The organism is Arthrobacter sp. YN, from assembly GCF_002224285.1.
Lineage (GTDB): Bacteria > Actinomycetota > Actinomycetes > Actinomycetales > Micrococcaceae > Arthrobacter.
On record NZ_CP022436.1, the window covers coordinates 1454493 to 1481211 of the forward strand.

The window sequence follows — 26719 nt, forward strand, 5'->3', positions numbered from 1 at the left end:
CGCAAGTGGAAGAGAACACGGCAGCCGTGCCGCAGGAATCCCGCCAGCCATCAGCACATGATCTTGAGGTCCTCAGCCGCCAGCTCGGCAGGCCGGTTCGGGATGTCGTTGAGATCCCTGCACGGTGCGTCTGCGGCAATCCGCTGGTGGCGGCTACTGCGCCGCGGCTCAGCAACGGAACACCGTTCCCCACCACGTTCTACCTAACCCACCCCGTCATCACCTCCGCGGTGTCGCGGTTGGAAGCGGGCGGGCTCATGAATGAGATGAATCATCGACTCACGGCCGACCAGGACCTGGCGGGCGCCTATCACAGCGCCCACGAGGCCTACCTCCAGGCCCGCAATGACATCGCCGGGCGCTCCGGAACCGGCGCTGTCCCCGAGATCGACGGCATCTCCGCCGGTGGCATGCCCTCCCGGGTGAAGTGCCTCCACGTCTTGGTAGGGCATTCCCTGGCCGCAGGGCCGGGCGTCAACCCGCTGGGAGACGAAGCACTGGGCGCCATCACGGAGTGGTGGACCAAGGACCGTTGTTACTGCGATGGCGCGTGGGACACTGCCGGTGAGGCACCCTCCCGGGACCTGAGCCGGCACGGGCCGCAGGGGCTGCCGGACATCGTGGGGCGCCCGGCGCCGGTTCGTAAACCGAAGACGGACACTCCGGGCCACCAGGAAGGCACTGCATGAGCCGCGTTGCAGCGATCGACTGCGGAACCAACTCCATCCGCCTCCTTATCGCGGATGCTTCAGCAGACGGCGCACCGGGCCCGCTGGCCGACGTCGTGCGTGAAATGCGCGTGGTTCGACTCGGCCAGGGTGTCGATGCCACCGGCGAGCTTGCACCCGAGGCCTTGGAACGCACGTTCGCAGCAACACGTGACTACGCCGAACTCATCAAGGTGCACGGCGCCGGGCACGTCCGCTTCGCGGCGACGTCCGCCACCCGCGACGCCCGAAACCGGCAGGCGTTCGTGGACGGCATCCGCGATCTCCTGGGTGTGGAGCCTGAGGTCATTTCCGGGGACGAGGAAGCGGCGCTGTCCTTCGCCGGCGCCAGCAGTGTCCTGCCGGCCACGGGGGAGGACCCCATCCTGGTGGTGGACCTCGGTGGCGGCAGTACTGAGTTCGTCCTGGGCGACTCCACTGGCGTCATCGCGGCACGATCCGTGGACATCGGCTGCGTGCGGCTCACCGAACGTCACCTCCGCAGCGATCCGCCCACCGCTGCGCAAATCGCGGCAGCAGAGGCCGACGTCGACGCCGCACTTGACCTTGCCGCGCAGACGGTACCGCTGGACCGCGCCACAGCCGTGGTGGGCGTTGCGGGTTCCATCACCACCATCACGGCCCACGCGCTGGGCCTGAGTGAATACCAGCCGAACCGGATCCATGGTGCGTCACTCGATCTCGAAACCATCACCGACGCCTGCACCAACCTGCTGGAAATGACGCGGGACGAGCGCGCAGCGCTTCCGTACATGCATCCGGGCCGCGTGGACGTTATTGGTGCCGGCGCCTTGGTGTGGCGCCGGATCCTGGACCGTCTGGCCAGTGTCAGCAGTGGCAGGATCGCTACGGCCGTCTCCAGCGAGCATGACATCCTGGATGGCATTGCCCTCAGCATCCGGGACCCCGCATGACGTTGCGTTTTCGCCGGACTTTCTCTGCTGCCCTTGCCACAGCCTTGGCAGGCGGGGCGTTGGCGGGTGCGTTGTTGACGGCGCCTGCCGCCACTGCAGACGCATGGCGGGACAAAGAGTTCTGGCTCAAGGATTCGGGTGTGATCAACGCCTGGCAGGTGTCCAAGGGTGCCGGCGTGAAGGTTGCGATCATCGACAGCGGCATTGATGGAAACCACCCGGACCTCAAAGGCGTGGTGGTGGGCGGGACGGACGTTTCGGGCGCGGGAGCACCCAATGGGCAAAAGAGTATTGGTGCCAAGACCGAGCACGGAACCTTGGTTGCCACGATGCTCGCCGGGCGGGGCCACACCACCCCCACGGCCTCGCCTTCACCAACGGGATCCGCGCCCCCTCCAGGGCCGCCCACCATCCCTCCTGCCGGGGGGCCGGATGGGATCACCGGTGTCGCGCCTGAAGCGCAAATCCTGGCCGTCTCCACCTGGCTCGGATCACCCAACCCGGGCGGCAAAACGGATCAGGAGCAGATTCCGGACGCCGTGCGGTGGGCCGTGGACAACGGCGCCAAGGTCATCAACATCTCCTTGGGCAGTACCTCGCCGGACTGGCCGCAGAGCTGGGATGCGGCGTTCCTTTATGCAGAGCAGAAGGACGTGGTGATCGTCGCCGCCGCCGGCAACCGCGTGGGCGGCAACGTGCAGGTCGGAGCCCCGGCGACCATTCCCGGTGTCCTGACCGTCGCCGGACTCGACGGTGAGGGGCGCGCCAGCGTCGACTCCTCGTCCCAGGGCATCAGCATCGGCGTCGCCGCGCCGGCCGAGAAGCTGGTAGGCGGCATCCCCGGCGGCGGATACGCCGAATGGGCGGGAACGTCCGGTGCTGCCCCCATCGTTTCCGGTGTGGCCGCCCTCATCCGTTCCAAATGGCCGGAGATGAGTGCCAATCAGGTCATCAACAGAATTGTGAGCACGGCCAAGGACGCGGGAGCTCCGGGCAAGGATCCCCTCTACGGCTACGGCATCCTTAACGCCGACGCGGCCCTGAAAGATGACGTGGCTGCCACCAGCAGCAACCCGCTGGGTTCCATCGCTGATTGGATCCGGGTCCACCGCCGGGGAGATTTCAGCGAGCCGTCGCAGGCTCCCGTGGCGAGCCCCACCAGCGCAGCACCCACGCTCGCCGATCCGACCGTTCCGGCCGCGAAGACGCCGGCGACCGTCGACGACGCCTTGCCGGCCGCCGTCGTGCTTGGTTTTGGAGCCTTGTTCCTTGCCCTGGTGACGGGCGCCGCGATCCAGTTGCGGAAGGTCTCCAAAAACGCGCCAGCGGTGGCCGAGGAAGCCGAAACGGGTGCGCTTCTGAAAGTGGATCCACCCACCCGGACGTAGTTAGTGAAGATTTTCACAAAGTACTGTACTCTGGACACATGGCAACCACCCCAGAGCTCATTGACCGTCCCCGGGTTCTCGTCGTCGGCGGCGGCTACGTCGGCTTGTACGTAGCCCTCAAACTGCAGAAGAAGATCGCGAACGCCGGCGGCATCGTCACCGTCGTTGATCCACTGCCGTACATGACCTACCAGCCCTTCCTCCCGGAAGTAGCCGGTGGCAACATCGAGGCACGCCACGCCGTCGTCTCCCACCGTCAGCACCTGAAGCAGACTGAGCTCATCCAGGGCCGCGTCACCAGCATCGACCACGCCAACAGGACCGCGGTCATCGCCCCGTCCGACGGCGGCGACAACTTCGAAATCCCGTACTTCGACGTCGTCATCGCAGCAGGCGCCATTACCCGTACCTTCCCCATCAAGGGCCTCGCGGACAAGGGCATCGGCCTGAAGACCATCGAGGAAGCCGTTGCACTGCGCAACAAGGTGCTGGAGCGCATTGAAGCCGCTTCCACCATGACCGACCCCGCAGAGCGCGCCAAGGCACTGACCTTCGTCGTGGTGGGTGGCGGCTTCGCCGGCATCGAGTGCCTCACCGAGATGGAAGACCTCGCCCGCGCCGCGGTCCGCAACAACCCGCGCATCCGCCAGGAAGAAGTCCGCTTCATCCTGGTCGAAGCCATGGGCCGCATCATGCCTGAGGTCACTGCCTCGCAGGCCGAGTGGGTTGTGGAGCACCTCCGCAGCCGTGGCATCGAAGTACTCCTCAACACTTCCCTTGACAGCGCCGAGGGCAACCTCAAGCTGATCAACCTCCCGGACAAGACCCCGGCCCAGGAAGTTGAAGCAGACACCCTGGTATGGGCTGCCGGCGTGCAGGCCAACCCGATGATCCGCTCCACCGACTTCCCGCTGGAACCCCGTGGCCGTGTCCGCGTCCTCCCGGACCTGCGTATCGCAGGCGACGAAGGCATCGTGGAGAACGCCTGGGCCGCCGGCGACATCGCAGCTGTTCCGGACCTCACGGGCAAGGGCCTGCCGGACGGCACCTGCGTCCCCAACGCCCAGCACGCTCTTCGCCAGGCCAAGAAGCTCGCCAAGAACCTGTGGGCATCCCGCTGGGACAAGCCGCTGCACGACTACAAGCACAAGAACCTTGGTGCTGTGGCCGGCTTCGGCGAGTGGAAGGGTGTTGCCAACATCAACCTGCTCGGCCGTATCGGTCTCAAGGGCGGCCTCGCCTGGCTGGCACACCGTGGTTACCACGGCATGGCCATGCCCACGGTTGAGCGCAAGTTCCGTGTGATCTTCGGCTGGATCCTGGCCTTCTTCGCCGGCCGCGACACCACGCAGCTGATGGACCTCGACAACCCGCGCGGTGCCTTCGTGGCCGCTGCAACGCCGGCTCCCAAGCCCGCAGCTGCTCCGGCACCTGCTCCGGTGGAAGCCAAGCCGGTTGCCGAGGAAGCCAAGACCCCGGTCACTGCTGACGCCAAGTAGTCCACGCACGACGCAGTCCACGCACGACGGCGGTCGCTCCCTTTCGGGGAGTGGCCGCCGTCGGCGTTTAAGCAGGTGTGCGCACTGCGTTGCCGGGTTGCTGCGCCCCTAGACTGTTGCCATGCCCGGCGAAACCAATCTGAAGACACTCCTGCAATCCCTTCACCCCAAAGCCCGCGATGGCGACTACGTCTATGCCCTGTGGCCACACGGCAGGCCACTGGAGGGCGGGATCGAGGCGGCTGTGCGCGAGGCGGAGGGCCTTACGGTTGTCCTCCGCCGGGACGAGGCTGATTCTCTGGGTCTCAGCTACGACTTCGTGGCCACATGGATCACGCTCCAGGTCCATTCGGCACTCGAAGCGGTGGGCCTTACGGCTGCCGTGAGCGCCGCGCTGACCCACGCGGGAATCAGCTGCAACGTCCTGGCGGGCTTCCACCACGACCACCTCCTGGTGCCTTCCGCCGACGCGGGCCGGGCCATGGATGTGCTCCGGCTTTTGGGCAAGGGTCTGGTGCTCCGAAGTGAGCGTCCCGAGGACCGCCCCGAGATTCTGGACCTGACTGCCCAGGCCTTCTCCGTCTCGCCGGTGACCGGTGAGCCCGTGGAAGGCGTGCCGATTGAAGTAGGGCTGCTGCGCGAGCTTTTTGAGTGCCCTGAATATCTTCCTGAGTTCAGCATCGTCGCGGAAATGGGTGGGGAGATTGTGGGGCATGCCATCAGCACGCGGGGCTGGATCGGGGACTTGGAACTGCTGGGGTTGGGCCCGATCGGCGTGCTTCCCGCCTTTCAGAAGCGCGGGGTCGGTTCAGCGTTGATGCGCGAGACTGCGGCCCGTGCCACAGCCGCAGGTGAGCCCGGCATCGCCCTGCTCGGCAGCCCCCTGTACTACCCGCGCTTCGGTTACGTGCCGGCAACCTCTGTGGGTGTGCAACCGCCTGAGGCGATGTGGGGCGATCATTTCCAGTTGTTGACGCTTCCCGCATGGCCCGACGACGTCCGCGGCACCTTCCGCTACGCAGGTCCATTCAGCGGGCTATAGCTGGGATACCATGGTGCGGGCGCCCCAGTAGCCCAATTGGCAGAGGCAGCGGACTTAAAATCCGCGTGTTGTGGGTTCGAGTCCCACCTGGGGCACACACAGAAATACCCCCGAAACCCTTGCGAACAAAGGGGATTCGGGGGCTTTTTGTTTTCACCCGAGCGGCCACCTCATCGTGCCTTGGTGGCCTGTTTGGTAGTTGGCTTCCCCGCCCATATCGCTTTCGCCGTGCTCCTGAGGATCCTCCGCGGAAATTCCCAGCCGGCTCGTAGATTCCCCACAGGCAACGAGTGTTATAGGGATGTGACCTGAATCACTTATGTTCGCCGCGCAATTGCATTAGTTTGAGTCTTAATCAGGAACACCTGAGTAATCGCATCAAAGGCAGTTCGCACCTTTCGATCGAGGAGACAACGCATGTTTGATCTTTCCCCAGCGGCGCCCCGAGCCGCCAAGCTAACAGCGCTTGGCATTGGGGTCGCTCTCTTGGCCACGGCCTGTGGTGGGTCTTCGACTCCTACCCAGACCGGGTCTTCTTCCGCCGCGGCCGCAGGCATTTCCTGCCCGGCTCCCAGCGGCGGGGCGGGAGCCGGCAACAGCCAGGCTGCCACCAACACGGGACCAGTACCTCCCTCGACCACCACCACTGACGCACCACTGAAACTTGGATCGCTCCTGCCGACGACGGGGTCGCTGGCGTTCCTCGGCCCACCCGAAATTGCCGGCGTCAACCTCGGCATCAAGGAAGTCAACGACGCCGGTGGCGTGCTCGGCGCACCTGTCTCTGTGGTCCACCGTGACTCCGGTGATACCAAGACGGACATCGCCACCCAGTCCACCACCGCCCTCCTGGGCCAGGGTGTGAGCGCCGTTATCGGTGCCGCATCCTCCGGCGTTTCCAAGACGGTCATCAACCAGATCACGGGCGCCGGTGTTATCCACTTCTCGCCCGCCAACACCTCGCCTGACTTCACCACGTGGGACGACAAGGGCCTCTACTGGCGAACTGCACCGTCCGACGTCCTGCAGGGCAAGGTTCTGGGCAACTACATGGCTACCTGTGGAGCACAGACCGTTGGCATGATCGTTCTGAACGACGCTTACGGAACCGGTCTCCAGAAGAACGTCAAGGAAGCTTTCGAGGCAGCCGGCGGCAAGGTTGTTGCTGAGGAACTCTTCAACGAGGGCGACTCCCAGTTCAGCAGCCAGGTGGACAAGGTCCTCGCAGCCAAGCCGGATGCGATCGCCCTGATCACCTTCGACCAAGCCAAGAGCATCGTCCCCCTGATCACCGGCAAGGGCATCAAGCCCACGCAGCTGTTCATGGTTGACGGCAACACCTCCGATTACAGCAAGGACTTCCAGGCCGGCACCATGAAGGGCGCACAGGGAACCATTCCCGGTACGTTCGCCAAGGACGACTTCAAGAAGAAGCTCCTCGCCATCGATCCCGCCCTGAAGGATTACAGCTACGCAGGCGAGTCCTACGACGCCGTGAACCTGATCTCGCTGGCCTCTGAGGCCGCCAAGAGCACCAAGGGCACGGAAATCGCAGCCAAGCTGAAGGAAGTCTCTGAAGGCGGCGAGAAGTGCACCACCTTCGCAGCCTGTGTCACGTTGCTCCGCGACGGCAAGGACATCGACTACGACGGCCAGTCCGGTCCGGTCACGTTCTCCGACGCTGGCGACCCCACAGAGGCGTACATCGGTATCTACGAATACCAGGATGACAACACCTACAAGCCGGTCCGTGAAGAATTCGGCAAGCTCTAAACCGCAACTGATCTAAACCGCAGTCGGTAACAGGCCCCCTTCCTCATCTGGAAGGGGGCCTGTTCTGTGCTGGACTTTCTGTGCTGGACTGCGATCGCTACCCGTCGAAGGGGAGGAACCCTTCAAGGACCCGGGTCACCATTTCCACGCCCTGACGCTCAAAGACGGCGTCTCCCACGCCGTGTGCCCAGACCACCGTGCCCACTGACTGGTTGAGGTTTTCCAGCGTCCACAGGTGGTGCTCCTCCTCGGTGGCGATCACCCTGCCAAACCCCTCGTGAAAGGCCGCGGCAAGCTTTGGCTGAGCGAGCAGCTGCTGGTGGCTGAGCCGGACCAGATCATGAACCCACGGGCGAAGCTCAGCGCGGCCAAAATCGATCACTTTGATCAGTCCGTCGTCGTCCAGCCAATTCCGGGGCTGGTAATCGCCATGGGTTGTCACCAGCGCGGCAGGACCCGGCTCCACCGCATCAAGGGCTTCTTGTAGGCGGCTTCGCGTCTCCCCGGGCAAGAGACCGTGGGCGCGTTGAATGAGGGAGCCCGTCCTGGCAGTCAGCGCCCTTGCGTAGCTGCGGGAGGTTCCGGCCGGCAGGTGCATCCTTGAGAGCAGCATGCCGGCCTCACGGTACGTCCTGGGATCGGATTCGGAGGAGGTTCCGGCCACCAGGGTCCCGGGCAAGTACCCGGTGACCAGGAGGCCTGCCTCAGGCGCCGCGTGCCTCAGGGCGGGTACCCTGCCGTGCAGCCCCGGCAGGCCCCGCGAGTAGGCCGCAATTTCCCTCCGGATGTGGTGGCTCGTGGTGCTGGCTTTGACGATGTATTCGTTGCCATCCGGGGCAGCCACCTGGAGGACGGTGGTGTCCTGGAGGGGCCATGAGTGGTCCTGAACCACGGTGAAGCCACCAAGCCATGACAAGAGGAGGCTTTGCTGCAGTTCCGTGATGGTTCCCGTCATCAGTCCAGCATGCCATTGGGTGTCATTCCGCGTTGGCTGAAGGGGTCCAGGCGGCTTATCCAAGCTGCCGATCCCTTGGCAAAAGTGTGTCTTAAACAGCGGAAGGCCCCGGGTGGTGTTGTGGTGTCCCGGGGCCTTCCATGGTGTGGGGCTGCGGTGTCTAGACCTCGTCCGCCAAGGTGCCCAGATAGAGCTGAATGACCTTGGGGTCCTTCATGAGCTCACGGCCGGTTCCCGTGTATGCGTCCTTGCCCTGGTCCAGTACGTAGCCGCGGTCGCAGATCTGCAGGCAGCGGCGGGCGTTCTGTTCCACCATGATCACCGAGACGCCGGCACGGTTGATCTCGTGGACCCTGAGGAAGGTTTCGTCCTGTTTGACGGGGGAGAGGCCTGCTGACGGCTCGTCCAGGAGCAGTACGGCCGGATCCATCATGAGCGCCCTGCCCATGGCCACCATCTGGCGCTCACCGCCGGAGAGCGACCCTGCCCGCTGGGCGCGCCGCTTGGCCAGGTCCGGGAACAGGCTGGTCACAAAATCGAAGCGCTCGGCGAAGGCCTTGGGACGCTGGAACATGCCCATCTGGAGGTTCTCTTCGATGGTCAGTGCTGCGAACACGTTGTTGGTCTGCGGCACGAAGCCCACGCCCTGGGTCACCAGCTTGTTGGCTTTCAAACCAGTGAGGTCCTGGCCCCGGACCACCACGGTGCCGGAGTGGACCTTCACCAGGCCGAACATTGCCTTCAGCAGGGTGGACTTGCCGGCGCCGTTGGGGCCGATGATGCCGATCAACTCACCCTTGCGGGCCTCGATGCTGCATCCGTTGAGGATGTTGACCCCGGGAATGTACCCGGCCACGAGGTTGGTGACTTTGACGACGGAATCGCCTGCCGGAGCAGCTGCTGAGGCGGGCATTGCGGCGGGGCTGCTCATTTCCCGTCCTCCTTCTTGGTTTCAGCGATGTCGGACAGGATGCCGGCGTCTTCAGTACCCACCACCGACTCTTCGTCGGCTTCGAGTTCGGCTTCGAGCACCTTGATGCCTTCAGCATCGCCGAGGTCCACGTCATGGTGGGCACCAAGGTAGGCATCGATGACGGCAGGGTTCTTCATGACTTCGCCCGGAGGGCCTTCAGCCACCACCTTGCCTTCTGCCATGACCACTACCCAGTCCGCGATATGCCGGACCATGTTCATGTCGTGCTCCACGAACAGCACGGTCATGCCTTCAGCCTTCAGGTTCTTGATGTGGTCCAGCAGCGACTGGGTCAGTGCTGGGTTCACGCCGGCCATGGGCTCATCGAGCATCACCAGCTTGGGTCGCACCATCAGGGAACGTGCCATTTCCAGCAGCTTCCGCTGTCCACCCGAGAGGGACGCAGCGTAGTCGTCCTTCTTGGCATCCAGCTTGAACTTCTCCAACAGCACGTTGGCCTGGGCAGTGATTTCCTTCTCGCGGCCTCCCCACATGCCCTTGAACAGGGCCTTGGAGAGCCGTTCGCCAGGTTGGTCAGCGGCGCCGAGGCGCATGTTCTCCATGACGGTCAGCTTGCCCATCACCTTGGTCAGCTGGAACGTGCGGACCATTCCCATGCGTGCCACTTTGTAGGAGGAAACGCCTGCCAAGCTGTTGCCCTCGAACTGCCACTTGCCCGTATTGGGGGTGTCAAAGCCGGTGAGCAGGTTGAACAAGGTGGTCTTGCCGGCGCCGTTGGGCCCGATCAAAGCAGTGATCTTGTGGCGCGGGATCTCGAGGTATTCGACGTCCACAGCGTTGATGCCGCCAAAGGACCGGGTGACATCCTCTGCCACTACGATGGGATCGCGCTTCTTGCAGCCGGGGGTGTTTTCCCCGACGGCGATGGGCCGCGAATCGGTCATGTAGTCGATATTCTCGGTATTGCGTTCGTTGGTCTCACTCATGCGAAAGCAAGCTCCTTCTTATTGCCGAAGACGCCTTGCGGGCGGAAGATCATCAGGAGCATCAGCGCGACACCCACCAGGATGTAGCGCAACTGGCCGGCCTGGACGGTGGTCAGCCACGTGACTGCCCCTGATTCGATAAGGCCGTAGAGCAGGCTCTGGGTCAGCGACAGGACAACCCAGAAGATCATGGCTCCGATGACCGGCCCCAGGACAGTGGCCATGCCACCGAGGAGGAGGCAGGTCCACAGGAAGAACGTCAGTTCCGTGCCGTAGTTGGACGGTTGGACAGCGCCGCGGGGGAGCGTGAAGATCATGCCCGCCAAGGCTCCCAGGACACCACCGATGATCAGTGCCTGCATCTTGTAGGCGTAGACGTTCTTACCGAGCGAACGGACAGCATTCTCGTCTTCGCGTATGCCCTTCAGTACACGGCCCCACGGGCTGCGCATGAGGAGCCACACCAGCACACAGCACACGATCACCAGTCCCCAGCCGACGACGCGGATGAAGAAGTCACGGTTGTTCATGCCCATGTAGGACCCCTCGGGGAAGGGGTTCATGGCGTAGAACGTGTTTTCAAACGCGGCCAGGCCGTTGGCGGAGCCCGTGACGCTGGTGAGTTGGTTGGTGGTGACTACGTAGCGGACAATTTCTGCCGCTGCGATGGTGACGATTGCCAGGTAGTCGGCGCGTAGCCGGAGGGTGGGAATACCGAGGATGAAGGCGAAGATCACCGAGCAAAGAATGGAGATGATCAGTGCAAGGAAGAACGGAGCGTCGAAGCTCAGGGTGGAGATGGCGAAACCGTAGGCACCAACGGCCATAAAGCCTGCCTGGCCGAAGTTCAGCAGGCCTGAGTAGCCGAAGTGAACCGCAAGGCCCAAAGCGGCAAGTGCGTACGCCGCCGTCGTCGGGCTGAATAATTCGCCAAGGGCGCTGGAGAAAATGAATCCGAAGTCCATGGCCCGCTCCTAACCCACACGCTCACGCCGGCCGAGGATACCCTGCGGTCGGAACAGAAGAACAACGATCATGATGAACAGTGCACCGACGTACTTGAGGTCGGCGGGGAGACCGAACACAGTAGTCAGTTCCACGAAGATGCCGACGACGATCGAGCCGATCAAGGCGCCGAAGACGGTTCCCAAACCACCGAGTGTCACGCCGGCGAAGATGAGAAGCAGGATCTGCGAGCCCATGTCGAAGGTAACGCCCGGGCGGTAGTACGCCCACAGGATGCCACCGAGGGAGGCGAGGACGCCGCCAACGATCCAGACAATGCGGATGACGGAGTCGACGTCGATGCCGGAGGCAGCGGCCAGCGCCGGGTTGTCCGCCACGGCGCGGGTCGCCTTGCCCAGACGGGTCTTCAGCAGGACGATGCCGATCAAGGCGATGACCACGGCACTGATGACCAGCGACCAGAGGTTGTTCGGGGAGATGGAAACAGGGCCAATCTGGATTTCCGCGCTTTGTGCGCCGGGCAGCTGTTGGGTTGCTCCACCGAAGAAGAACTGGATGACGTAGCGGATGGCCAATGCCAGGCCGATGCTGACAATCATCATGGGAACGAGGCCGGAACCGCGCTTCCGCAGTGGACGCCAGAGTCCGGCGTCCTGGACGTAGCCGAAGAGCCCGCCGCCTATCAGTGCCAGAAGGATCGCGAGCCAGAAGGGGAGCCCGAAGCCGTTGAACATGAAGACGAGGACGGCGCCAAGGGTCACCATCTCGCCGTGGGCGAAGTTGGTCAGGCCCGTGGTTCCGAAGATCAGCGAGAGGCCCACAGAGGCGAGGGCAAGGAGGAGGCCAAAGCTCAGGCCCGCCACCAGGCGGTTGAGGAGGTTCTGGCCAAAGTCCTGCTGTTGGACCACGATGCCCTCACCGAAGGCGAAGATCACCGACAGGTTGGAGGTCTGGCTGAACGTGACGTCGCGGGGATTGTCCTGGCCCTCCGCCAGTGCGATGCCCTCCGGCAAGGTGGAGGTGTCCAACTCGATGGTGTAGGTGCCTTGGACGGGGACGCCGATGGTCCACGCGCCATTGGCTCCGGAGGTTGCTTCACCTTCGAACCCGTTGCCTGAGGCTTTGATTTTGACGCCGGGTATGGGTGCCCGGGCATCATCACGGAGGAACCCGCTGATGTTGTTTTGGAATGAGGTAGGGGATGGCGAAGGCGATGGGGTGGTTGCCTGTGCCGAGGGGGCGGCGATCAACAGAGTGGCGATGAGGGCTGCGAACAGCGCCCCCACAACTCTCTGCAGTCCCTTGGACCGTCTGATGGACGGGTCGCGCAGTGTGCTTCTCAAAATGGAAACCTCCACAGTGGGGGTGGTCCCGGCTGCGCCATTGCAGCCGGTGCGAACGGTAAATGGGGCTTGTGAACAGTTCTTGCCTAGCTGCCTCGATTGTGATCTAAGTCACCCATGTGTGGCCTATGTTACCGCCCGGTGGGCTGAATATAGGCCCAGTTCGAGGGTGCAAACATCGCGATCAGATAACAACTGTGAAGCTATAGGCAACTCATGATGTAGCTGCACTTAAGTAAACCTTTGTTGTGTAAGGGTGCTTCTAAACGTTTGGCGCGTGTCCTGCCTCTGCCACCCTGCCGCTTTCGTGTCACGGTTGCGTTTCGTCTGGGTGGACAGGGGAACTTTCCCTGCCGCGCGCGCGTGGTAATTGGTACCGTGAACTATCACTAGCCCTTTTTCAGGAGGACACCCGCAATGGCACTTGGCGGAAACCCAGTCTTCAACGGAAAGAATTTCCGTGGAGCAAAGCAGGCCCCGCCTGTCCCGCAGAACCCGTACGGCCAGCAGTTCAACCAGGCACCCGGCCGTGCGCCGAGCCAGGTCATGGACGGCCATGCAGCATGGTCTGCCCAGCATCAGAACATGACCAATGAGCAGCTGCAGCAGATGTACAACCAGCCGGCTGCCGGCCCCGCCGACACCGGCCGCATGACCTATGACGACGTCATCATGAAGACTGTCGCCTGCCTCGTGGTCTTGGTGATCGGCGCCGGCGTGACGCTCTTCGTTGCTCCCGCACTCTCCACCATGCTCATGATCGTTGGCGCACTGGGCGGCTTCGTCCTGGCACTGGTCAACACCTTCAAGAAGCAGCCTTCACCGGCACTGATCCTTGCCTACGCCGGCTTGGAGGGCCTTTTCCTGGGTGGCCTGACCCGCATCCTCGACGGCATGTACCCCGGCGTCGGCCTCCAGGCTGTCATCGGCACGCTGGCAGTCTTCGGCGTCACCCTGGTGCTCTTCAAGAGCGGTAAGGTCCGCGCCACTCCCAAGATGGTGCGTTTCTTCATGATCGCCACTATTGGTTACGCGGTCTTCGCGCTGATCAACATGGTGATGATGTGGACCGGAGCTGTCCAGGAGCCGTTCGGCCTCCGGACCAGCATGGAAATCGCAGGCATTCCGCTGGGTGTCTTCATCGGCATCCTGGCCATCGGCCTGGCAGCGTTCTCGCTGATCATGGACTTCACCAGCATCGAGGAAGGCGTCCGCGCCGGCGCCCCGGAGCGTTACTCCTGGGTTGCAGCATTCGGCCTGACGGTCACGCTGGTCTGGCTCTACGTGGAAATCATCCGCCTCCTGGCTATCCTGCGAGGCGACGACTAACTGCTGCAGGCCAAACCTGCAAAGTAAGCCAACGCGAAATGCCCCCGAAGAGTCTTCGGGGGCATTTTTGTGTCCATGAGGGGCGAGGTCTCGGGTGTAAGCAAAGGCTCAAAGGGGTGAGGGGCGAGGTCTCAACTGTAAGCGAGGGCTCAAAGGGGCGAGATCCAACCCCTCGCGGCCAGAACCCCCTCGCGGTTAGCTCAGACGCTCGAAAACCACAGCCATGCCCTGCCCGCCGCCAACACACAGGGTGGCAAGCCCCAGGGTTCCATCGCGCTCCTTGAGCCCGTTCAGGAGCGTGCTGGTCATCCGTGCACCGGTCATGCCGAAGGGGTGTCCCAGGGCGATGGCGCCACCGTGGACGTTGAGCTTGGCGGGGTCGATGCCCAGTTCCCGTGCGCTTGCCACCACCTGGACTGCGAAGGCTTCGTTAAGCTCCACGAGATCAATGTCGTCCATGGTCAGTCCGGCCAGTGCCAAGGCCCGCTGGGTGGATTCAACAGGTCCCATGCCCATGAGCTCGGGGAGAGGGCACTCACTCCGGTGGACACCACCCTGGCCAGCGGTTCGAGGCCCAGCTCGCGGGCCCGGGTATCGCTCATGACCACCACGGCAGCGGCGCCGTCGTTGAGGGGGCACGCGTTGCCGGCGGTGACCGTCCCATCGGAGCGGAAAACGGGCTGCAGGGCGGACACCGCTTCAAGGGTCACTCCCGCCCGCGGAGAGTCGTCGCGCTCTACCACGCTGCCGTCCTTGCGGGTGTAGGGGGTGATGTCGCGGGCGTAGAAGCCCGAGGAGATGGCAACCTCGGCCCGGTTCTGGCTCAGGACGCCCCACTCATCCTGCTCGGCCCTGCTGATGCCGTAGGTGGTGGCAACGTTCTCTGCTGTCTGGCCCATGGAGATGTAGATGTCCGGCAAGCGGCCACCCAATCGGGGATCGGTCCACGGAATGTTGGACGCTGCCCTGGCAGCAGTGCGATGGGCTGCCGGGCCGAAAAGGGGGTTGTGGTTGGCAGTGTCCGTTTCCCCGGCGCCTGCCCAGTTCTGGTAGCGGGACACGCTCTCCACCCCGGCGGAAACGATCGCGTTGGCTTCACCGGCTTTGATGGCGTGGAAGGCCATCCGCAGCGTTTGCAGGCTCGATGCACAGAAGCGGTTGATGGTGGCCGCCGGTACCCGGTCCATTCCGGCCAGGACGGCAACCACCCGTGCCATGTTGGAGCCGGCTTCACCGCTGGGTTCTGCGCAGCCAAGAAGGAGGTCGTCCAGACCGCGCCCATCCTCGGCGACTGGATCAAACGCCGGAATTTTGGCGAGAGCCGCCTGAACCATGGCGGTGGCGAGGTCATCGGGGCGCTCTTCCCTTAGGGAACCTTTGAAGGCGCGGCCTATGGGGCTTCTGGCAGTGGAAACAATGACAGCCTCAGTCATGGCCACAGCTTACGCCCGGCGCCTGCACCAGCGCCGGGCGGTTGCTGGAAATCACCGAAGTGTCAGGCCAAACGACGGGCGCCTGCCGCCGGAGTCACGGTGAAAATGTCCGGTGCGGTGTAACCGGCGTCGGCGAAGGAACGCACGACGGCGTCGCGCACCTGCTGCTCCTGGCCCACCGGGGTCAACGCGATGGCCGAACCGCCGAACCCGCCGCCGGTCATGCGGGCACCAATGGCGCCGTTGGCGCGGGAGGTGTCCACGGCGAGGTCCAGTTCAGGGCAGGAGATCTCAAAGTCGTCGCGCATGGAAACGTGGCTCGCATCCAACAGCGGACCAATGCTCGCGGGACCTTGGCTGCCCAGTACGTCCACGGTTTGCAGTACACGGTCGTTCTCGGTGACCACGTGGCGCACGCGCTTCATCGTGGTCTCATCCAGCAGACCGGACGCTTCCCCCAAACGTTCCACGCCGACGTCGCGCAGTGCTTTGACGCCCAGGATCTCGGCGCCCAACTCGCAGGACGCGCGGCGGGAGGCGTAACCGCCGTCGGCGTGTGAGTGCGAGACCTTGGTGTCGATGACCAGCAGGACCAAGCCCGAGGCTTCGGCGTCGAACGGGACCAGGTCCACGTGCTGGTCGCGACAATCAAGGAAGACAGCCTGTCCCTTGGCGCCCCGCAGGGACGCCGACTGGTCCATGATGCCGGTGGGTGCTCCGACGAACACGTTTTCGGCGCGCTGGGTTGCCAGCACGAGGTCCTCGGCAGTCAGACCGGCTCCGGTCAGCTCATTCAGGGCGCTGATGACAGCACACTCGATGGAGTGCGAAGAAGACAGGCCTGCCCCTGAGGGGACATCGGAATCGAGCAGGAGGTCGAAGCCGGGCACCGTGATGCCACGCTCTTTGAGGGCCCAGGCGACCCCCAGCGGGTAGCGGGACCATCCCTCGCCGGATCCGGGTTCCGAGTCTGAAAGGTCCGCCTCCACCACACCGTGCCCGCCGAACGTGGACAGCATGCGCACCCTTGAGTCGTCGCGGACGCGCAATGCCACCTTTGCTGCCTTGTCGATGGCGAAGGGCAGCACGAAGCCCTCGTTGTAGTCGGTGTGCTCGCCGATCAGGTTGACGCGTCCCGGCGCCTGCCACACGCCGTCGGGGGCCGCGTCGAACGTTTCCTGGAAGCGGGCGGTGAGGACGCTGGTATCGGTAGTGGTGGTCATGCTCGGGTGCCTTCCAAGGTCTTGGGGGATGCCGGTGCTGCGGCGACGCTGCGGAGACGCTCCGCCACGGCTTCGGGGGTGGTGTCGTTGATGAACGCTCCCATAGCGGCCTCTGAACCGGCCAAGTACTTGAGCTTATCGGCCGCACGGCGGGGCGACGTCAACTGCAGGTGGAGCTGGCCTGCAGGGCGCAGGGTCGGATCCAGCGGAGCCTGGTGCCAGGCGGAGATGTACGGCACAGGGGTGGGGTAGAGGGAGTCGAGGCGCTTGAGCAGGTCAAGGTAGACGTGCGAAAGTTCGTCGCGTTCTGCGCCCGTGAGCGCTGCGAGGTCGGGGACGCTGCGGTGGGGGACCAGATGGATTTCCAGGGGCCAACGCGCGGCGAAGGGGACGTAGGCGCTGAAGTGTTCGGCCTCCAGCACCATGCGGCTGCCGTCTTCGCGTTCAGCTTTGAGGAGCGACGCCGCCAGCGTTTCCTTCCCGTCGACGTCGTCGTAGTACTTCCGGGCGACTGCACCGAGTTGGGCGGCGCGCGGTGTGACGTACGGGTATGCGTAAATCTGTCCATGCGGGTGGTGCAGGGTGACGCCGATGTCCGCGCCGCGGTTCTCGAACGGGAAGACCTGCTTGATGCCCGGCAAGGCGCTGAGCGCTTCGGTCCGCTGTGCCCACGCTTCAATGACGGTGCGTGCGCGGGTCTCGCCGAGTTCAGCGAAGGAGCCGGTGTGCTGCGGGGTGAAGGCAACTACTTCGCATCGGCCGAACGCCGGTCCGGTCATCCCGTGGCCGCTGGCGCCCGGTGCGGGCAGAGGGGGAATGTCACCCAGGGCAGGGCCCAGGGAGGGGAAGCGGTTCTCGAACACCACAACGTCATAGTCCGCTGCCGGGATTTCCGAGGGGTTCGCCGCGGTAGTGGGGCAAATAGGGCATTGGTCGGCAGGCGGCAGATGCGTGCGTGCCTGGCGGTGCGCAGCGACGGCCACCCAGTCGCCCGACAGGGCGTCGTACCGGACCTCGCCGGGCTCGCCACGGGCTGGAAGCTCGCGGTGGTCCACCAGTGATTCCGGTGTTCGCTCCGGAGTGCCGGGGTCGTCGAAGTAGATCAGCTCGCGGCTGTCCGCAAGGCGGGTGCTGGTGATGCGACTCATGGATCCATTGTTCCACAAGTGACCAAAAACGCATAGTTTCTAACAAAAGTTAACATTGCTCGTGAAGCTCCGGGTTCCGAAATGAAGTACGGTATTGCCATGTCTGCCTCGCCTTCACCCGCCGATAACGCGCTTCCGTCCGAATCCCGCCGCTTCGCCACGGGCCGCCAATTCGAGCTTCGCAGGGGCGATGCGCTCGCCGTCATCACCGAACTCGCCGCCGGGCTGCGCCTCTACTCCCGGGGCGGCGTGCAACTGACGGAAAGCTACGATGACGACCAGATTCCTCCGGGCGCCACGGGCATCACCCTGGCGCCATGGGCCAACCGCGTGGAGGACGGGGTCTGGTACCTCGACGGCAAGAAGCAGCAACTCGATGTCACCGAAGTGTCCCGCAACAACGCCAGCCACGGGTTGCTGCGGAACGCTGCCTACACCCTGGTGGACGAATCAGAGTTCAGTGTGACGCTCGAAGCCACCGTCTTCCCGCAGCACGGCTACCCGTTCCTGGTCCGGCACCTGGTCCGCTATGAGCTGGACGAGGCCATGGACCTCCGCGTCCGGCAGACCTTGGTCAATGATTCCCAGGACAGGGCGCCCTTTGTGCTCGGGGCGCACCCCTACCTGCGCCTTGGCGACGTCGCTACCGAGGACCTGGTCCTGACCGTAAAAGCCCGTACTCGGCTGGTGGCTGATGAGCGGCTGATCCCGCGCAGCACAGCTGCGGCAGATGGCCAGTACGATCTTTCCGCCGGTACCGCGGTGGATGACCTGTTGATTGATGTCGCCTTGACCGACCTGGCGTTCGACGGCGGGGTGGCCCGCCACACGCTGACAGCGCCGGATGGTCGCAGCGTGAGCCTCGAGCAGGACGAACTGTCCCCGTACGTCCATGTCTTTGTCACTGATACCTTCCCCGGCCGCTCCAAAGCAGTGGCCATCGAGCCGATGACGGGCCCCGCCAACGCCTTCAACAGCGGCGACGGCCTGCAGTGGCTGGCCCCCGGCGAGGCGTTCACCATGAGCTGGGGCATCACCGCGTCCCTCTGAGCTTTTTGTACATGCTGCCTCAGCGTTTGGTAACAGCTGCGCGGGCCGGTTTCCCTTACGGCGTGGCCTACGGAATTATGGGTTCATGACGCCAACACCGGACGCCAAATCCCGCTCTGACCGCCAAATTGCCGAAGACATCCCCTACGGGGTGCGAATTGCTGCTGCCTGGTCGTGGCGGGCCGGACTGATCCTGCTCATGATCGGTGCCCTGGTCTGGCTGCTGGGCAAGGTCAGCTTCCTCATCATCCCGGTCATGGTGGCCGCCCTTTTGGCCGGACTGCTGTATCCGGTGGTGGCGTGGCTCCGCAACCGCAACGTGCCCAACGGGGCCGCCGTCGCCATCACTGTGGTGGCCTTCATTGGCGTCATTGCCGGCGCGCTCGCCCTGGTGGGCAGGCAGCTTGCCTCCGGCTTTGGCGAACTCTGGCAGGAAGCCTTGGCCGGAATCCAACAGATCCAGACGTGGCTGGCCGATGGTCCCCTCCACCTCACCGCAGACCAGATAGACCAATACATTGCCGATGGCGCCAACGCGCTGCAAAACAACAGCAGCAGCATCCTCAGTGGTGCCCTGTCCTTTGGCAGCACCGCCGGACACTTTGCTGCAGGACTTGTCCTTGCACTCTTCATCCTGATCTTCTTCCTGCTCGAAGGCAGCCGGATCTGGGGCTTCCTGGTGCGGCTCCTGCCCAAAACCGCGCGGCGGGCAACCGACGGCGCAGGGCGTCGCGGGTGGACGTCCATGGTCAGCTACGTGCGTATCCAGATGTTCGTGGCGTTCGTAGATGCTGTGGGCATCGGTGTAGGCGCTGCCATCATCCAGGTTCCACTGGCACTTCCGTTGGCAGTCCTGGTGTTCATCGGCTCCTTTATCCCGGTAGTGGGTGCCCTTGTCACGGGAGCCATTGCGGTGCTTCTTGCGCTCGTAGCCAATGGGCCAATCAACGCGCTCATCATGCTGGCAATCGTCCTGCTGGTCCAGCAGCTGGAAAGCCATATCCTGCAGCCGCTGGTGATGGGCAAGGCCGTGTCACTGCACCCCGTAGCCGTGATCCTCTCAGTGGCAGCAGGCTCCTACCTGGCAGGCATCCCGGGAGCGCTGTTCGCGGTCCCGTTGCTCGCCGTAGTAAATACGGCGGTTCGGTACATTGCCGGGCGGACGTGGGAACATGATGAAGGATTGGGCGGTATGGAGCCTCAGCCGGCAACCGCTTCTGCGGGACCGGACGGAGACGCCAACTTCAAGGAGGTTCACCTCCCCAAGCCCGAATCCCGCCTCGGTAGAGGCATCGCAGGCAAGAACAAGGCTGCAGGACGCCCCTCTGCTGAGGGACCTGCCGCCGACACCACTAAAGGAGAATAGTCAGTGAATACCCTCGAAACCCTGCCCGTCACGCTGGACGATGTCCTCAAGGCGCAGGAGTTGCTCGAGGGCATTATTACCAAGACTCCGGTGGAGTCGTCCCGTGCTCTTGGCAGCCTCGTGGGCGGCAACGTCTTTTTCAAGTGTGAAAATCTCCAGCGCGCGGGCTCCTTCAAGGTCCGCGGAGCCTATGTCCGCATGGCCCGGCTGACCGAGGACGAAAAGAAGCGCGGCGTGGTGGCGGCCTCCGCAGGCAACCACGCCCAGGGCGTGGCGGTCGCCGCAAAGAGCCTGGGCATCAACGCCCGCATCTACATGCCCCTTGGTGTGGCTCTGCCCAAGCTGGCAGCCACCCGCAGCCACGGCGCAGAAGTTATCCTGCATGGCCACAACGTGGACGAAGCTTTGGCCGAAGCGCAGCGCTACGCCAACGAGACCGGCGCTGTGTTCGTGCACCCCTTTGACAACGTGGACGTCGTTGCAGGCCAAGGAACCATCGGACTGGAGATCCTGGACCAGATCCCCAACGTGGACACCATCCTCATGGGCGTCGGCGGCGGTGGACTCCTGGCCGGAGTGGCTGTGGCCATCAAAGCCAGGGCCAAAGAGCTCGGCCGGGAAATCCGGGTGATCGGCGTCCAAGCGGAAAACGCCGCCGCCTACCCGCCGTCGCTGGCCGCGGACGCACTGGTGCCGCTCAAGAAGGTCACCACCATGGCTGACGGCATCGCCGTGGGCCGCCCGGGGCAACTGCCCTTCAGCATCATCCGCGAACTGGTGGACGATGTTGTCACTGTCAGTGAAGACTCCCTGGCGCGGGCGCTGATCTTCCTCCTGGAGCGGGCCAAGATGGTGGTTGAGCCTGCCGGTGCCGTCGGAGTAGCCGCGCTGATGGATGGCAAGATCGAAAACCCGGGGAACACCGCCGTCGTGCTTTCCGGCGGCAACATCGATCCCATGCTCATGCTCAAAGTCATCCAGCGCGGTCTGTCGGCCGCAGGCCGGTTCATGACGGTCCGCATGATGCTGGATGACCGTCCAGGTTCCTTGGCCACCATTGCGCGGATCATTGCCGAAAACGACGCCAACGTCACCGGACTGGATCACACCCGCTTGGGTGGCTCCATCAGCATGGGCGACGTCTCCATCACCATCAACCTGGAAACCAAAGGCCACGAACACGGGGAACAGGTTCTCGGCGCACTGCGGGCCGAGGGCTTCCAGCCGATCGTGGTGCACTGACGGGAGGAGCACCATGGTGCTGGGAACGCCTGAAGGATCCAAAGAAGCGGACCGCGAGTCGCTGGCCGGGCGGGCGAAGGGTGGCCTGCTCTTCATGGGCGGCTTTGTCATCCTGCTCTACGTCATTGAGATCCTCAACACGCTGATGCGCCACGGCCTGAACTTCACCTTTGGTCTGCGCCCCCGCTCCATGGACGGTGTGCTGGACATCCTGACGTTCCCGTTGTTGCACGCGAACTTCAACCACCTGCTGTCCAACACGCTGCCCCTGATCATCTTCGGTTTCCTGGTGTTCCTGTCCGGCCTCCGTGTATTTATCACGGCGCTGGCCTTCAGCTGGCTGGGCTCCGGGCTCGCTGTGTGGCTCATTGGCGGAGGAGGGGTGACGGTGGGAGCGTCCGGACTGGTGTTCGGATTCTTCGCGTTCCTGCTGGTCCGTGGATTCTTCAACCGGAACTGGTGGCAGATCCTGCTCTCTGTGGTGCTGTTCATGGCCTACGGCAGCATTCTCTTCGGTGTGCTGCCCACGGTGATGGGGTACGTGTCCTGGCAGGCGCACCTCGGCGGAGCCGTTGGCGGCGTCATCGCAGCCGTCCTGTTACGTCCCAAGTCCACGCTGGCGGCCTGACCCCACCAGCCGAGCACCAAAAAACGCCGGCCCGCCCCGCGAAGGGGTGGGCCGGCGTCGTGTATTTCGGGCCGGTGAGCCGCTGGTTAGGCGACGTAGGGCTTGGCGGAGACAATCTCCACCGGAATTTCCTTGCCGTTGGGGGCGACGTAGCTCAGGCTGTCGCCTTCCTTGTGGCCGATGATAGCGGCACCCAGGGGTGACTTCTCGCTGAAGACGTCCAGATCGGAGTCCCCGGCGATTTCGCGGGAGCCCAGCAGGAACGTCTCTTCGTCACCGGCGATGCGGGCAACAACCAGCATTCCAGGCTCAACGATTCCGTCGTCGGCAGGGGCTTCGCCAACCTGGGCATCGCGAAGCAGTGCGGTGAGCTGGCGGATGCGGGCCTCGATCTTGCCCTGCTCTTCCTTGGCTGCGTGGTAGCCGCCGTTTTCCTTCAGGTCGCCTTCCTGGCGGGCAGCTTCGATCTTCTGGACGATTTCCGCCCGGCCAGCGCCGGAAAGGTGGTCCAGCTCAGCCTGCAAGCGGTCGAAAGCTTCCTGGGTGAGCCAAGCCGCAGTGGCGCTATTGGTGGTAGACACGGATTTCTCCTCTAGATCTGACAATGCAAAAGACCCCGCCGAGGTGGCCACTCGTGGAACTCAGTAACCAACTTAACGGGGTGAAGGTTTCATCCATTGTAGTAAATCCTTTGGACGAACCCAAACCGGTTGAGTCATGGGTCACATGATTGTTATTTACCGCTGTCCGTGATCCAGCAGTTGTCCACCACTCCTGAGACAGCCGGTGACTCGGTACGCAGGACCGTGCGCTGGACGGTGGTGCTGCCGCCGTCGGGGTCGTCCTGGGGATCGTTGGGGCCGACTTCCACTACCTTCCAGCCCACTACCGCGAACTTGGAGTCCAGCGCCTTGATGGCGCATTTGGCGGTGGCTCCGGGATATTTAGTGACCTGGTAGTCCACCTCTGCCTGGGTGCCGTCCACGGTGCTGTACCCGATGTCCTTGAAGGTGACAGGGGCCTGCGCGGAACCGGTTGCCACATAGGCGGCAAACCCAATCCCGATGACCAAGGCGCCGATGACGATGTTCCGCTTGGTTTTGCGGGTCATGGCGCGCTTTTGACCGCCGTAGCGATTGGCTAGGCTGGTGCTTGCCGGTACTTGGGTGGCCGATAGGTCCTCTGAAGTCACCCGTCCAGTTTAGTGCCGATCCCGGCGCCCCATCACCGCCCACACAGCTTGATCCACGAAAGAGGAGCCGTCACGTGACAGCGTCCAGCAGTTCCGACCAGCAGCTGCGGCTGCTCGCCGTCCACGCCCACCCGGATGATGAGTCCAGCAAGGGCGCGGCCACCATGGCAATGTACGCCGCCGCGGGAGTAGACGTGATGGTCGCTACGTGCACTGATGGCTCACGCGGTGACATCCAGAACCCGGCCATGGAAGACGCGCCCCACCCCAAGCGGGATATGGCCGGTGCCCGGCGACTGGAGATGGCGAATGCGGCTGCCGTCCTGGGAATCCAGCAGCGGTGGCTCGGCTTCGTGGATTCGGGCCTTCCGGAAGGTGATCCGCTGCCGCCGTTGCCGCCGGCGTGCTTTGCCCTCCAGCCTCTGGAACGCGCCACGGCGCCCCTGGTCCGGCTGGTCCGCAGTTTCAAGCCGCATGTGATTCTGAGCTACGACGAAAACGGGGGTTATCCGCACCCGGACCACATCATGGCCCACAAGGTGGCGGTGGAAGCCTTTGATGCCGCCGGTGACGCGGACCGCTACCCGGGCATGGGGGAGCCGTGGGCCCCGAGCAAGCTCTACTATGACCGTGCTTTCAGTCCGGAGCGGTTCCGTGCGCTGCACTTTGCGCTGGAAGAGGCGGGACTGCAGTCTCCCTACGCCGAGCGACTTGCCGCGTGGCTGGAAGCCGATGCCGAGGGCCATACTCCCGTTCCCCCGGGACACCAGACCACCACCCAGGTGGATTGCGGCGATTTCTTCGAGGCGCGCGACGACGCACTCCGGGCACACCGCACACAGATCGATCCTCTCGGGTTCTTCTTTGCCGTATCGCCGGATCTGCAGCGCACGGCGTGGCCGTGGGAGGACTACACCCTCATCAAGTCCACTGTCCCGTCCGAGCTGCCGGAGAAGGACCTGTTCGCGGGGATAAGATAGGAACTCCGGCAGTTTCTATCGCCCGTAGAAATTGCCGCCAGGCCAACCAGCTTCCGGCTACGCTGCCTGTCGGCATGCATCAGCTCCCATAGAAGGTTTGAACGTGCACCACTTGATTCTCGCCCTGACCGTCACCCCGTCGCCCAACCCCTCGGGCACGCTGCGGCCCGGCCTGTCCGAGGACCAGGTGACGCCCGGTACGTGGGGCTTTGTCCTCACGGCCTTCATCGTCATCCTGACCACATTCCTCATTGTGGACATGGTTCGACGCATCCGACGCGTCCGGTACCGGGCACAGGTGGAGGAAGCGCGCCTGGCAGATGAGGAAGGCCGGGCTGCCGAAGGCCAGGCTGCGGAGGCCGGCCAACCTGCCGACGGCGGCACTCCCGGAGCGCCTGGCGCACCGCTCGCAGGCGGCGCCTCGGATGAGAATGACGATGCCGGTCCCCGGACCCACTGAAGCCACCGGTAACGGTTCGCCCTGGGCCGGCAACGCCCTGGGCTCGGAACCTTCTGCCTATTTGCGGCAGCACGCGGACAACCCCGTGCACTGGCGTCCGTTCGGCGACGAAGCTTTTGCTTTCGCCGCCGAACGTGATGTCCCGGTTTTCCTTTCCATCGGCTATGCGGCATGCCATTGGTGCCACGTCATGGCCCACGAGTCTTTTGAAAACCAGGAAACCGCCGACTACCTGAATGCCCACTTCGTCCCGGTGAAGGTGGACCGGGAGGAACGTCCGGACGTCGATTCCGTCTACATGGCCGCAACGCAGGCCATCAGCGGTGAGGGCGGCTGGCCAATGTCCGTCTTCCTCACGCCTGACGGACTCGCTTTTCACGCGGGAACCTATTTCCCGCCCGTTCCGCTGCCCGGCAGGCCGTCCTTCCGCAACGTTCTTGAAGCCGTCCATGAAGCCTGGATGGAGCGTCGTGATGGGGTGGAGCAGAACGCCCGGGGTCTTGCAGCCAGTATGGCCGATGGGCAACTGTCCGCGGCGGTGCGGCTCGACGAACCGCCCGGGTTGCTGGATGCTTCCCTCCTTCCGGATGCCGTGGCGCTGCTGGCCCGCTCTGAAGACCCCGACGCCGGTGGGTTCGGCAGCGCGCCCAAGTTCCCGCCGTCGGCCGTTCTGGAGTTCCTTATCCGGCACGCGGCTGTGCCCTCCGATACCGCTGATGCCGCCAGGGATATGGCTGGACGAGCGTTGGCGGGCATGGCGCGCTCGGCCTTGTGCGACCAGCTCGACGGCGGATTCGCCCGCTACTCGGTGACGGCCGACTGGTCCGTCCCGCACTTCGAGAAGATGCTGTACGACAACGCCCAACTGCTCCGTGTCTACGCGCACTGGGTGCGTTTGGGTGGCAACGAGGTCTATTCAGCCGATGAAGCGGCGTCTGTGGCGTCACGGTGCGCAGACTGGATGCTGGAGTCACTGGGGCTGCCAGGCGGCGCTGTGGCTTCCTCCTTGGACGCCGACACGGTCATTGACGGAGTGCATCACGAGGGCGCCACGTACCTGTGGACCCTGGAATCCTTGGCGGATGTCCTGGGCGCCGATGACGCCGTGCAGGTGGCGCGCATGATGAACATTGGCGCTGAAGGGACAGTGTCGGACCTTGGCTCGCCGCTGCATCCGGCGCGGAAGCTGTCCGACGCCGATCGGCGGCTGTGGGAGCGTGTGGCGACGGAATTGCTTACTGCGCGCAACCTCAGGAACCAGCCGGCCAGGGACGACAAGGTGGTGGCCGGCTGGAACGGGCTCGCTGTCGCCGGACTCGCCGAAGCGGGTGCCATTCTGGGCCGCCCGGACCTGGTGTCGGCTGCGGAGAAGGTGGCCGGGTACCTCGCCACCGTCCACTGGAACGATGAAACGAAGACGTTGGTCCGCGTCTCACATGACTCCCAAGCACGTGGAATTGGCGGGCTGCTGGAAGACTACGCGTTCTGCGCTGATGGCTTCCTGGCCCTCTACGCGGTGACGGGAACCAAACGCTGGTACCTGCTCGCGGAAGAGTTGGTGCTCGCTGCCTGCGCTCGTTTTGTGGAGAACGGACAGCTTGCGGACTCAACGGGGGAGTCCGCGCAGGTCTTCAACGCGCAGGGTCAACATGCAGGGCTGGACCCGTTCGACAACGCCACGCCCAGCGGTGCCGCGGGGTTTGCCGGCGCGCTTTTGTCTTATGCCGCCTACTCCGGTTCCCACGGGCACCGGCTCAAGGCCGGCAGCATCCTGGGCCTGCTCCCGGCCCTCGCAGCGCGTGCACCGCGCGTTGCCGGCTGGCTCCTGGCCACCGCGCAAGCCGCGCTCGCAGGGCCGGTGGAGGCCGCCGTCGCCGGCCCGGATTCGCCGCTGAAGCGCGAACTGCACCACACGCTGCTGACTTCTCCCAGCCCCGGGCTGGTGGTCGCCGTGCAGGCGGACGACGGCGGGCTGCCGGCTGAGGATCCCGGCGTGCCGCTGCTTCTCCACCGGTCGGGCACGCCGGACGGCTTACCGCAGGTCTACCTGTGCAGGGACATGGTGTGCGAAAGGCCTCTGGGGGAGCCAGCTGCTGTCCGGGCCCGCTTGGCGGCCATGGGATCAGGCGACTGAGCGGGT

General features: G+C 64.2%; 23 protein-coding genes, 1 tRNA gene and 1 pseudogene. 15 read left to right on the forward strand and 10 right to left on the reverse strand.

From position 1 onward, the window contains the following. Window positions 1-5: 5 nt before the first annotated feature. From CGK93_RS06675 to CGK93_RS06705, 7 genes are all read left to right on the forward strand, one after another. A complete protein-coding gene (locus CGK93_RS06675) occupies window positions 6-689 on the forward strand; it encodes a DUF501 domain-containing protein (protein WP_198318453.1) in 684 nt (227 codons plus the stop codon). Next, window positions 686-1642, forward strand: a complete 957-nt coding sequence (locus tag CGK93_RS06680; protein ID WP_089594150.1) for a Ppx/GppA phosphatase family protein — start codon at window positions 686-688, stop codon at window positions 1640-1642. Before CGK93_RS06675 ends, CGK93_RS06680 begins: the two co-directional genes overlap by 4 nt. Continuing rightward, window positions 1639-3030: a S8 family serine peptidase gene (locus CGK93_RS06685; protein ID WP_089594151.1), complete on the forward strand. Its 1392-nt coding sequence runs from the start codon at window positions 1639-1641 to the stop codon at window positions 3028-3030. The genes CGK93_RS06680 and CGK93_RS06685 overlap by 4 nt, the downstream gene beginning before the upstream one ends. A 38-nt stretch (window positions 3031-3068) precedes the next feature. Beyond that, window positions 3069-4529, forward strand: coding sequence for an NAD(P)/FAD-dependent oxidoreductase (locus CGK93_RS06690; protein ID WP_089594152.1), 1461 nt, complete (start codon window positions 3069-3071; stop codon window positions 4527-4529). Between the two features lie 121 nt (window positions 4530-4650). Then, window positions 4651-5571, forward strand: coding sequence for an N-acetyltransferase (locus tag CGK93_RS06695; RefSeq protein ID WP_089594153.1), 921 nt, complete (start codon window positions 4651-4653; stop codon window positions 5569-5571). Between the two features lie 21 nt (window positions 5572-5592). Then, a tRNA-Leu gene (locus tag CGK93_RS06700) sits at window positions 5593-5666 on the forward strand. A 322-nt stretch (window positions 5667-5988) separates the two neighbouring features. Continuing rightward, on the forward strand, window positions 5989-7344 hold the full coding sequence (locus CGK93_RS06705; protein ID WP_089594154.1) for an ABC transporter substrate-binding protein: 1356 nt from the start codon (window positions 5989-5991) through the stop codon (window positions 7342-7344). A gap of 97 nt (window positions 7345-7441) precedes the next feature. On the opposite strand, the gene CGK93_RS06710 is transcribed toward CGK93_RS06705, so the two are convergent. The 5 genes from CGK93_RS06710 to CGK93_RS06730 form a co-directional block, all read right to left on the reverse strand. Then, the gene (locus tag CGK93_RS06710) at window positions 7442-8299 is read right to left on the reverse strand and encodes a phosphotransferase (protein WP_089594155.1); all 858 of its coding nucleotides are present in this window, start codon (window positions 8297-8299) and stop codon (window positions 7442-7444) included. Between the two features lie 160 nt (window positions 8300-8459). Then, window positions 8460-9230, reverse strand: coding sequence for an ABC transporter ATP-binding protein (locus tag CGK93_RS06715; RefSeq protein WP_089594156.1), 771 nt, complete (start codon window positions 9228-9230; stop codon window positions 8460-8462). After that, window positions 9227-10219, reverse strand: coding sequence for an ABC transporter ATP-binding protein (locus tag CGK93_RS06720; protein ID WP_089594157.1), 993 nt, complete (start codon window positions 10217-10219; stop codon window positions 9227-9229). The genes CGK93_RS06715 and CGK93_RS06720 overlap by 4 nt, the downstream gene beginning before the upstream one ends. Next, window positions 10216-11184 (reverse strand): branched-chain amino acid ABC transporter permease, encoded by a 969-nt coding sequence (locus CGK93_RS06725; RefSeq protein WP_089594158.1) that lies wholly within the window; start codon window positions 11182-11184, stop codon window positions 10216-10218. Before CGK93_RS06725 ends, CGK93_RS06720 begins: the two co-directional genes overlap by 4 nt. A 9-nt stretch (window positions 11185-11193) precedes the next feature. Beyond that, window positions 11194-12528 (reverse strand): branched-chain amino acid ABC transporter permease, encoded by a 1335-nt coding sequence (locus CGK93_RS06730; protein WP_232481563.1) that lies wholly within the window; start codon window positions 12526-12528, stop codon window positions 11194-11196. 417 nt (window positions 12529-12945) lie between these two features. Between CGK93_RS06730 and CGK93_RS06735 the strand changes: the two genes are divergently transcribed. Continuing rightward, window positions 12946-13857 (forward strand): Bax inhibitor-1/YccA family protein, encoded by a 912-nt coding sequence (locus CGK93_RS06735; RefSeq protein ID WP_089594159.1) that lies wholly within the window; start codon window positions 12946-12948, stop codon window positions 13855-13857. A 195-nt stretch (window positions 13858-14052) separates the two neighbouring features. Here CGK93_RS06735 and CGK93_RS06740 read toward each other — a convergent pair. The 3 genes and pseudogenes from CGK93_RS06740 to galT all read right to left on the reverse strand — a co-directional run bounded on the left by CGK93_RS06740 (window position 14053) and on the right by galT (window position 17661). Continuing rightward, a pseudogene (locus tag CGK93_RS06740) lies at window positions 14053-15290 on the reverse strand (acetyl-CoA C-acetyltransferase). Between the two features lie 62 nt (window positions 15291-15352). Next, entirely contained in the window at window positions 15353-16513 is a 1161-nt protein-coding gene (galK, locus tag CGK93_RS06745) for a galactokinase (protein ID WP_089594160.1), read from the reverse strand. Next, the gene (galT, locus tag CGK93_RS06750) at window positions 16510-17661 is read right to left on the reverse strand and encodes a galactose-1-phosphate uridylyltransferase (RefSeq protein WP_089594161.1); all 1152 of its coding nucleotides are present in this window, start codon (window positions 17659-17661) and stop codon (window positions 16510-16512) included. The genes galK and galT overlap by 4 nt, the downstream gene beginning before the upstream one ends. 99 nt (window positions 17662-17760) lie before the next feature. Between galT and CGK93_RS06755 the strand changes: the two genes are divergently transcribed. The 4 genes from CGK93_RS06755 (at window position 17761) to CGK93_RS06770 (ending at window position 21947) form a co-directional block, all read left to right on the forward strand. Continuing rightward, window positions 17761-18711 (forward strand): aldose 1-epimerase family protein, encoded by a 951-nt coding sequence (locus CGK93_RS06755; protein ID WP_232481564.1) that lies wholly within the window; start codon window positions 17761-17763, stop codon window positions 18709-18711. A gap of 85 nt (window positions 18712-18796) precedes the next feature. Beyond that, on the forward strand, window positions 18797-20077 hold the full coding sequence (locus CGK93_RS06760; protein ID WP_089594163.1) for an AI-2E family transporter: 1281 nt from the start codon (window positions 18797-18799) through the stop codon (window positions 20075-20077). Window positions 20078-20080: 3 nt separating this feature from the next. Beyond that, on the forward strand, window positions 20081-21319 hold the full coding sequence (gene ilvA / locus CGK93_RS06765; RefSeq protein ID WP_089594164.1) for a threonine ammonia-lyase: 1239 nt from the start codon (window positions 20081-20083) through the stop codon (window positions 21317-21319). A gap of 13 nt (window positions 21320-21332) precedes the next feature. Continuing rightward, window positions 21333-21947, forward strand: coding sequence for a rhomboid family intramembrane serine protease (locus tag CGK93_RS06770; RefSeq protein ID WP_089594165.1), 615 nt, complete (start codon window positions 21333-21335; stop codon window positions 21945-21947). 86 nt (window positions 21948-22033) lie between these two features. Here the strand turns inward: CGK93_RS06770 and greA are convergent, their stop codons facing one another. Continuing rightward, window positions 22034-22528 carry a transcription elongation factor GreA gene (gene greA / locus CGK93_RS06775; RefSeq protein ID WP_026542824.1) on the reverse strand — a complete coding sequence of 165 codons (495 nt, stop codon included), beginning with the start codon at window positions 22526-22528 and terminating at the stop codon, window positions 22034-22036. Between the two features lie 152 nt (window positions 22529-22680). Beyond that, window positions 22681-23139 carry a DUF4307 domain-containing protein gene (locus tag CGK93_RS06780; protein WP_089594166.1) on the reverse strand — a complete coding sequence of 153 codons (459 nt, stop codon included), beginning with the start codon at window positions 23137-23139 and terminating at the stop codon, window positions 22681-22683. A 74-nt stretch (window positions 23140-23213) separates the two neighbouring features. On the opposite strand from CGK93_RS06780, the gene mca reads away from it, so the two are divergent. From mca to CGK93_RS06795, 3 genes are all read left to right on the forward strand, one after another. After that, the gene (gene mca, locus CGK93_RS06785; RefSeq protein ID WP_089594167.1) at window positions 23214-24119 is read left to right on the forward strand and encodes a mycothiol conjugate amidase Mca; all 906 of its coding nucleotides are present in this window, start codon (window positions 23214-23216) and stop codon (window positions 24117-24119) included. Between the two features lie 103 nt (window positions 24120-24222). Then, window positions 24223-24579: a hypothetical protein gene (locus tag CGK93_RS24020; RefSeq protein WP_232481565.1), complete on the forward strand. Its 357-nt coding sequence runs from the start codon at window positions 24223-24225 to the stop codon at window positions 24577-24579. Next, window positions 24557-26713, forward strand: coding sequence for a thioredoxin domain-containing protein (locus tag CGK93_RS06795; protein ID WP_198318455.1), 2157 nt, complete (start codon window positions 24557-24559; stop codon window positions 26711-26713). The genes CGK93_RS24020 and CGK93_RS06795 overlap by 23 nt, the downstream gene beginning before the upstream one ends. Window positions 26714-26719: the final 6 nt, after the last annotated feature.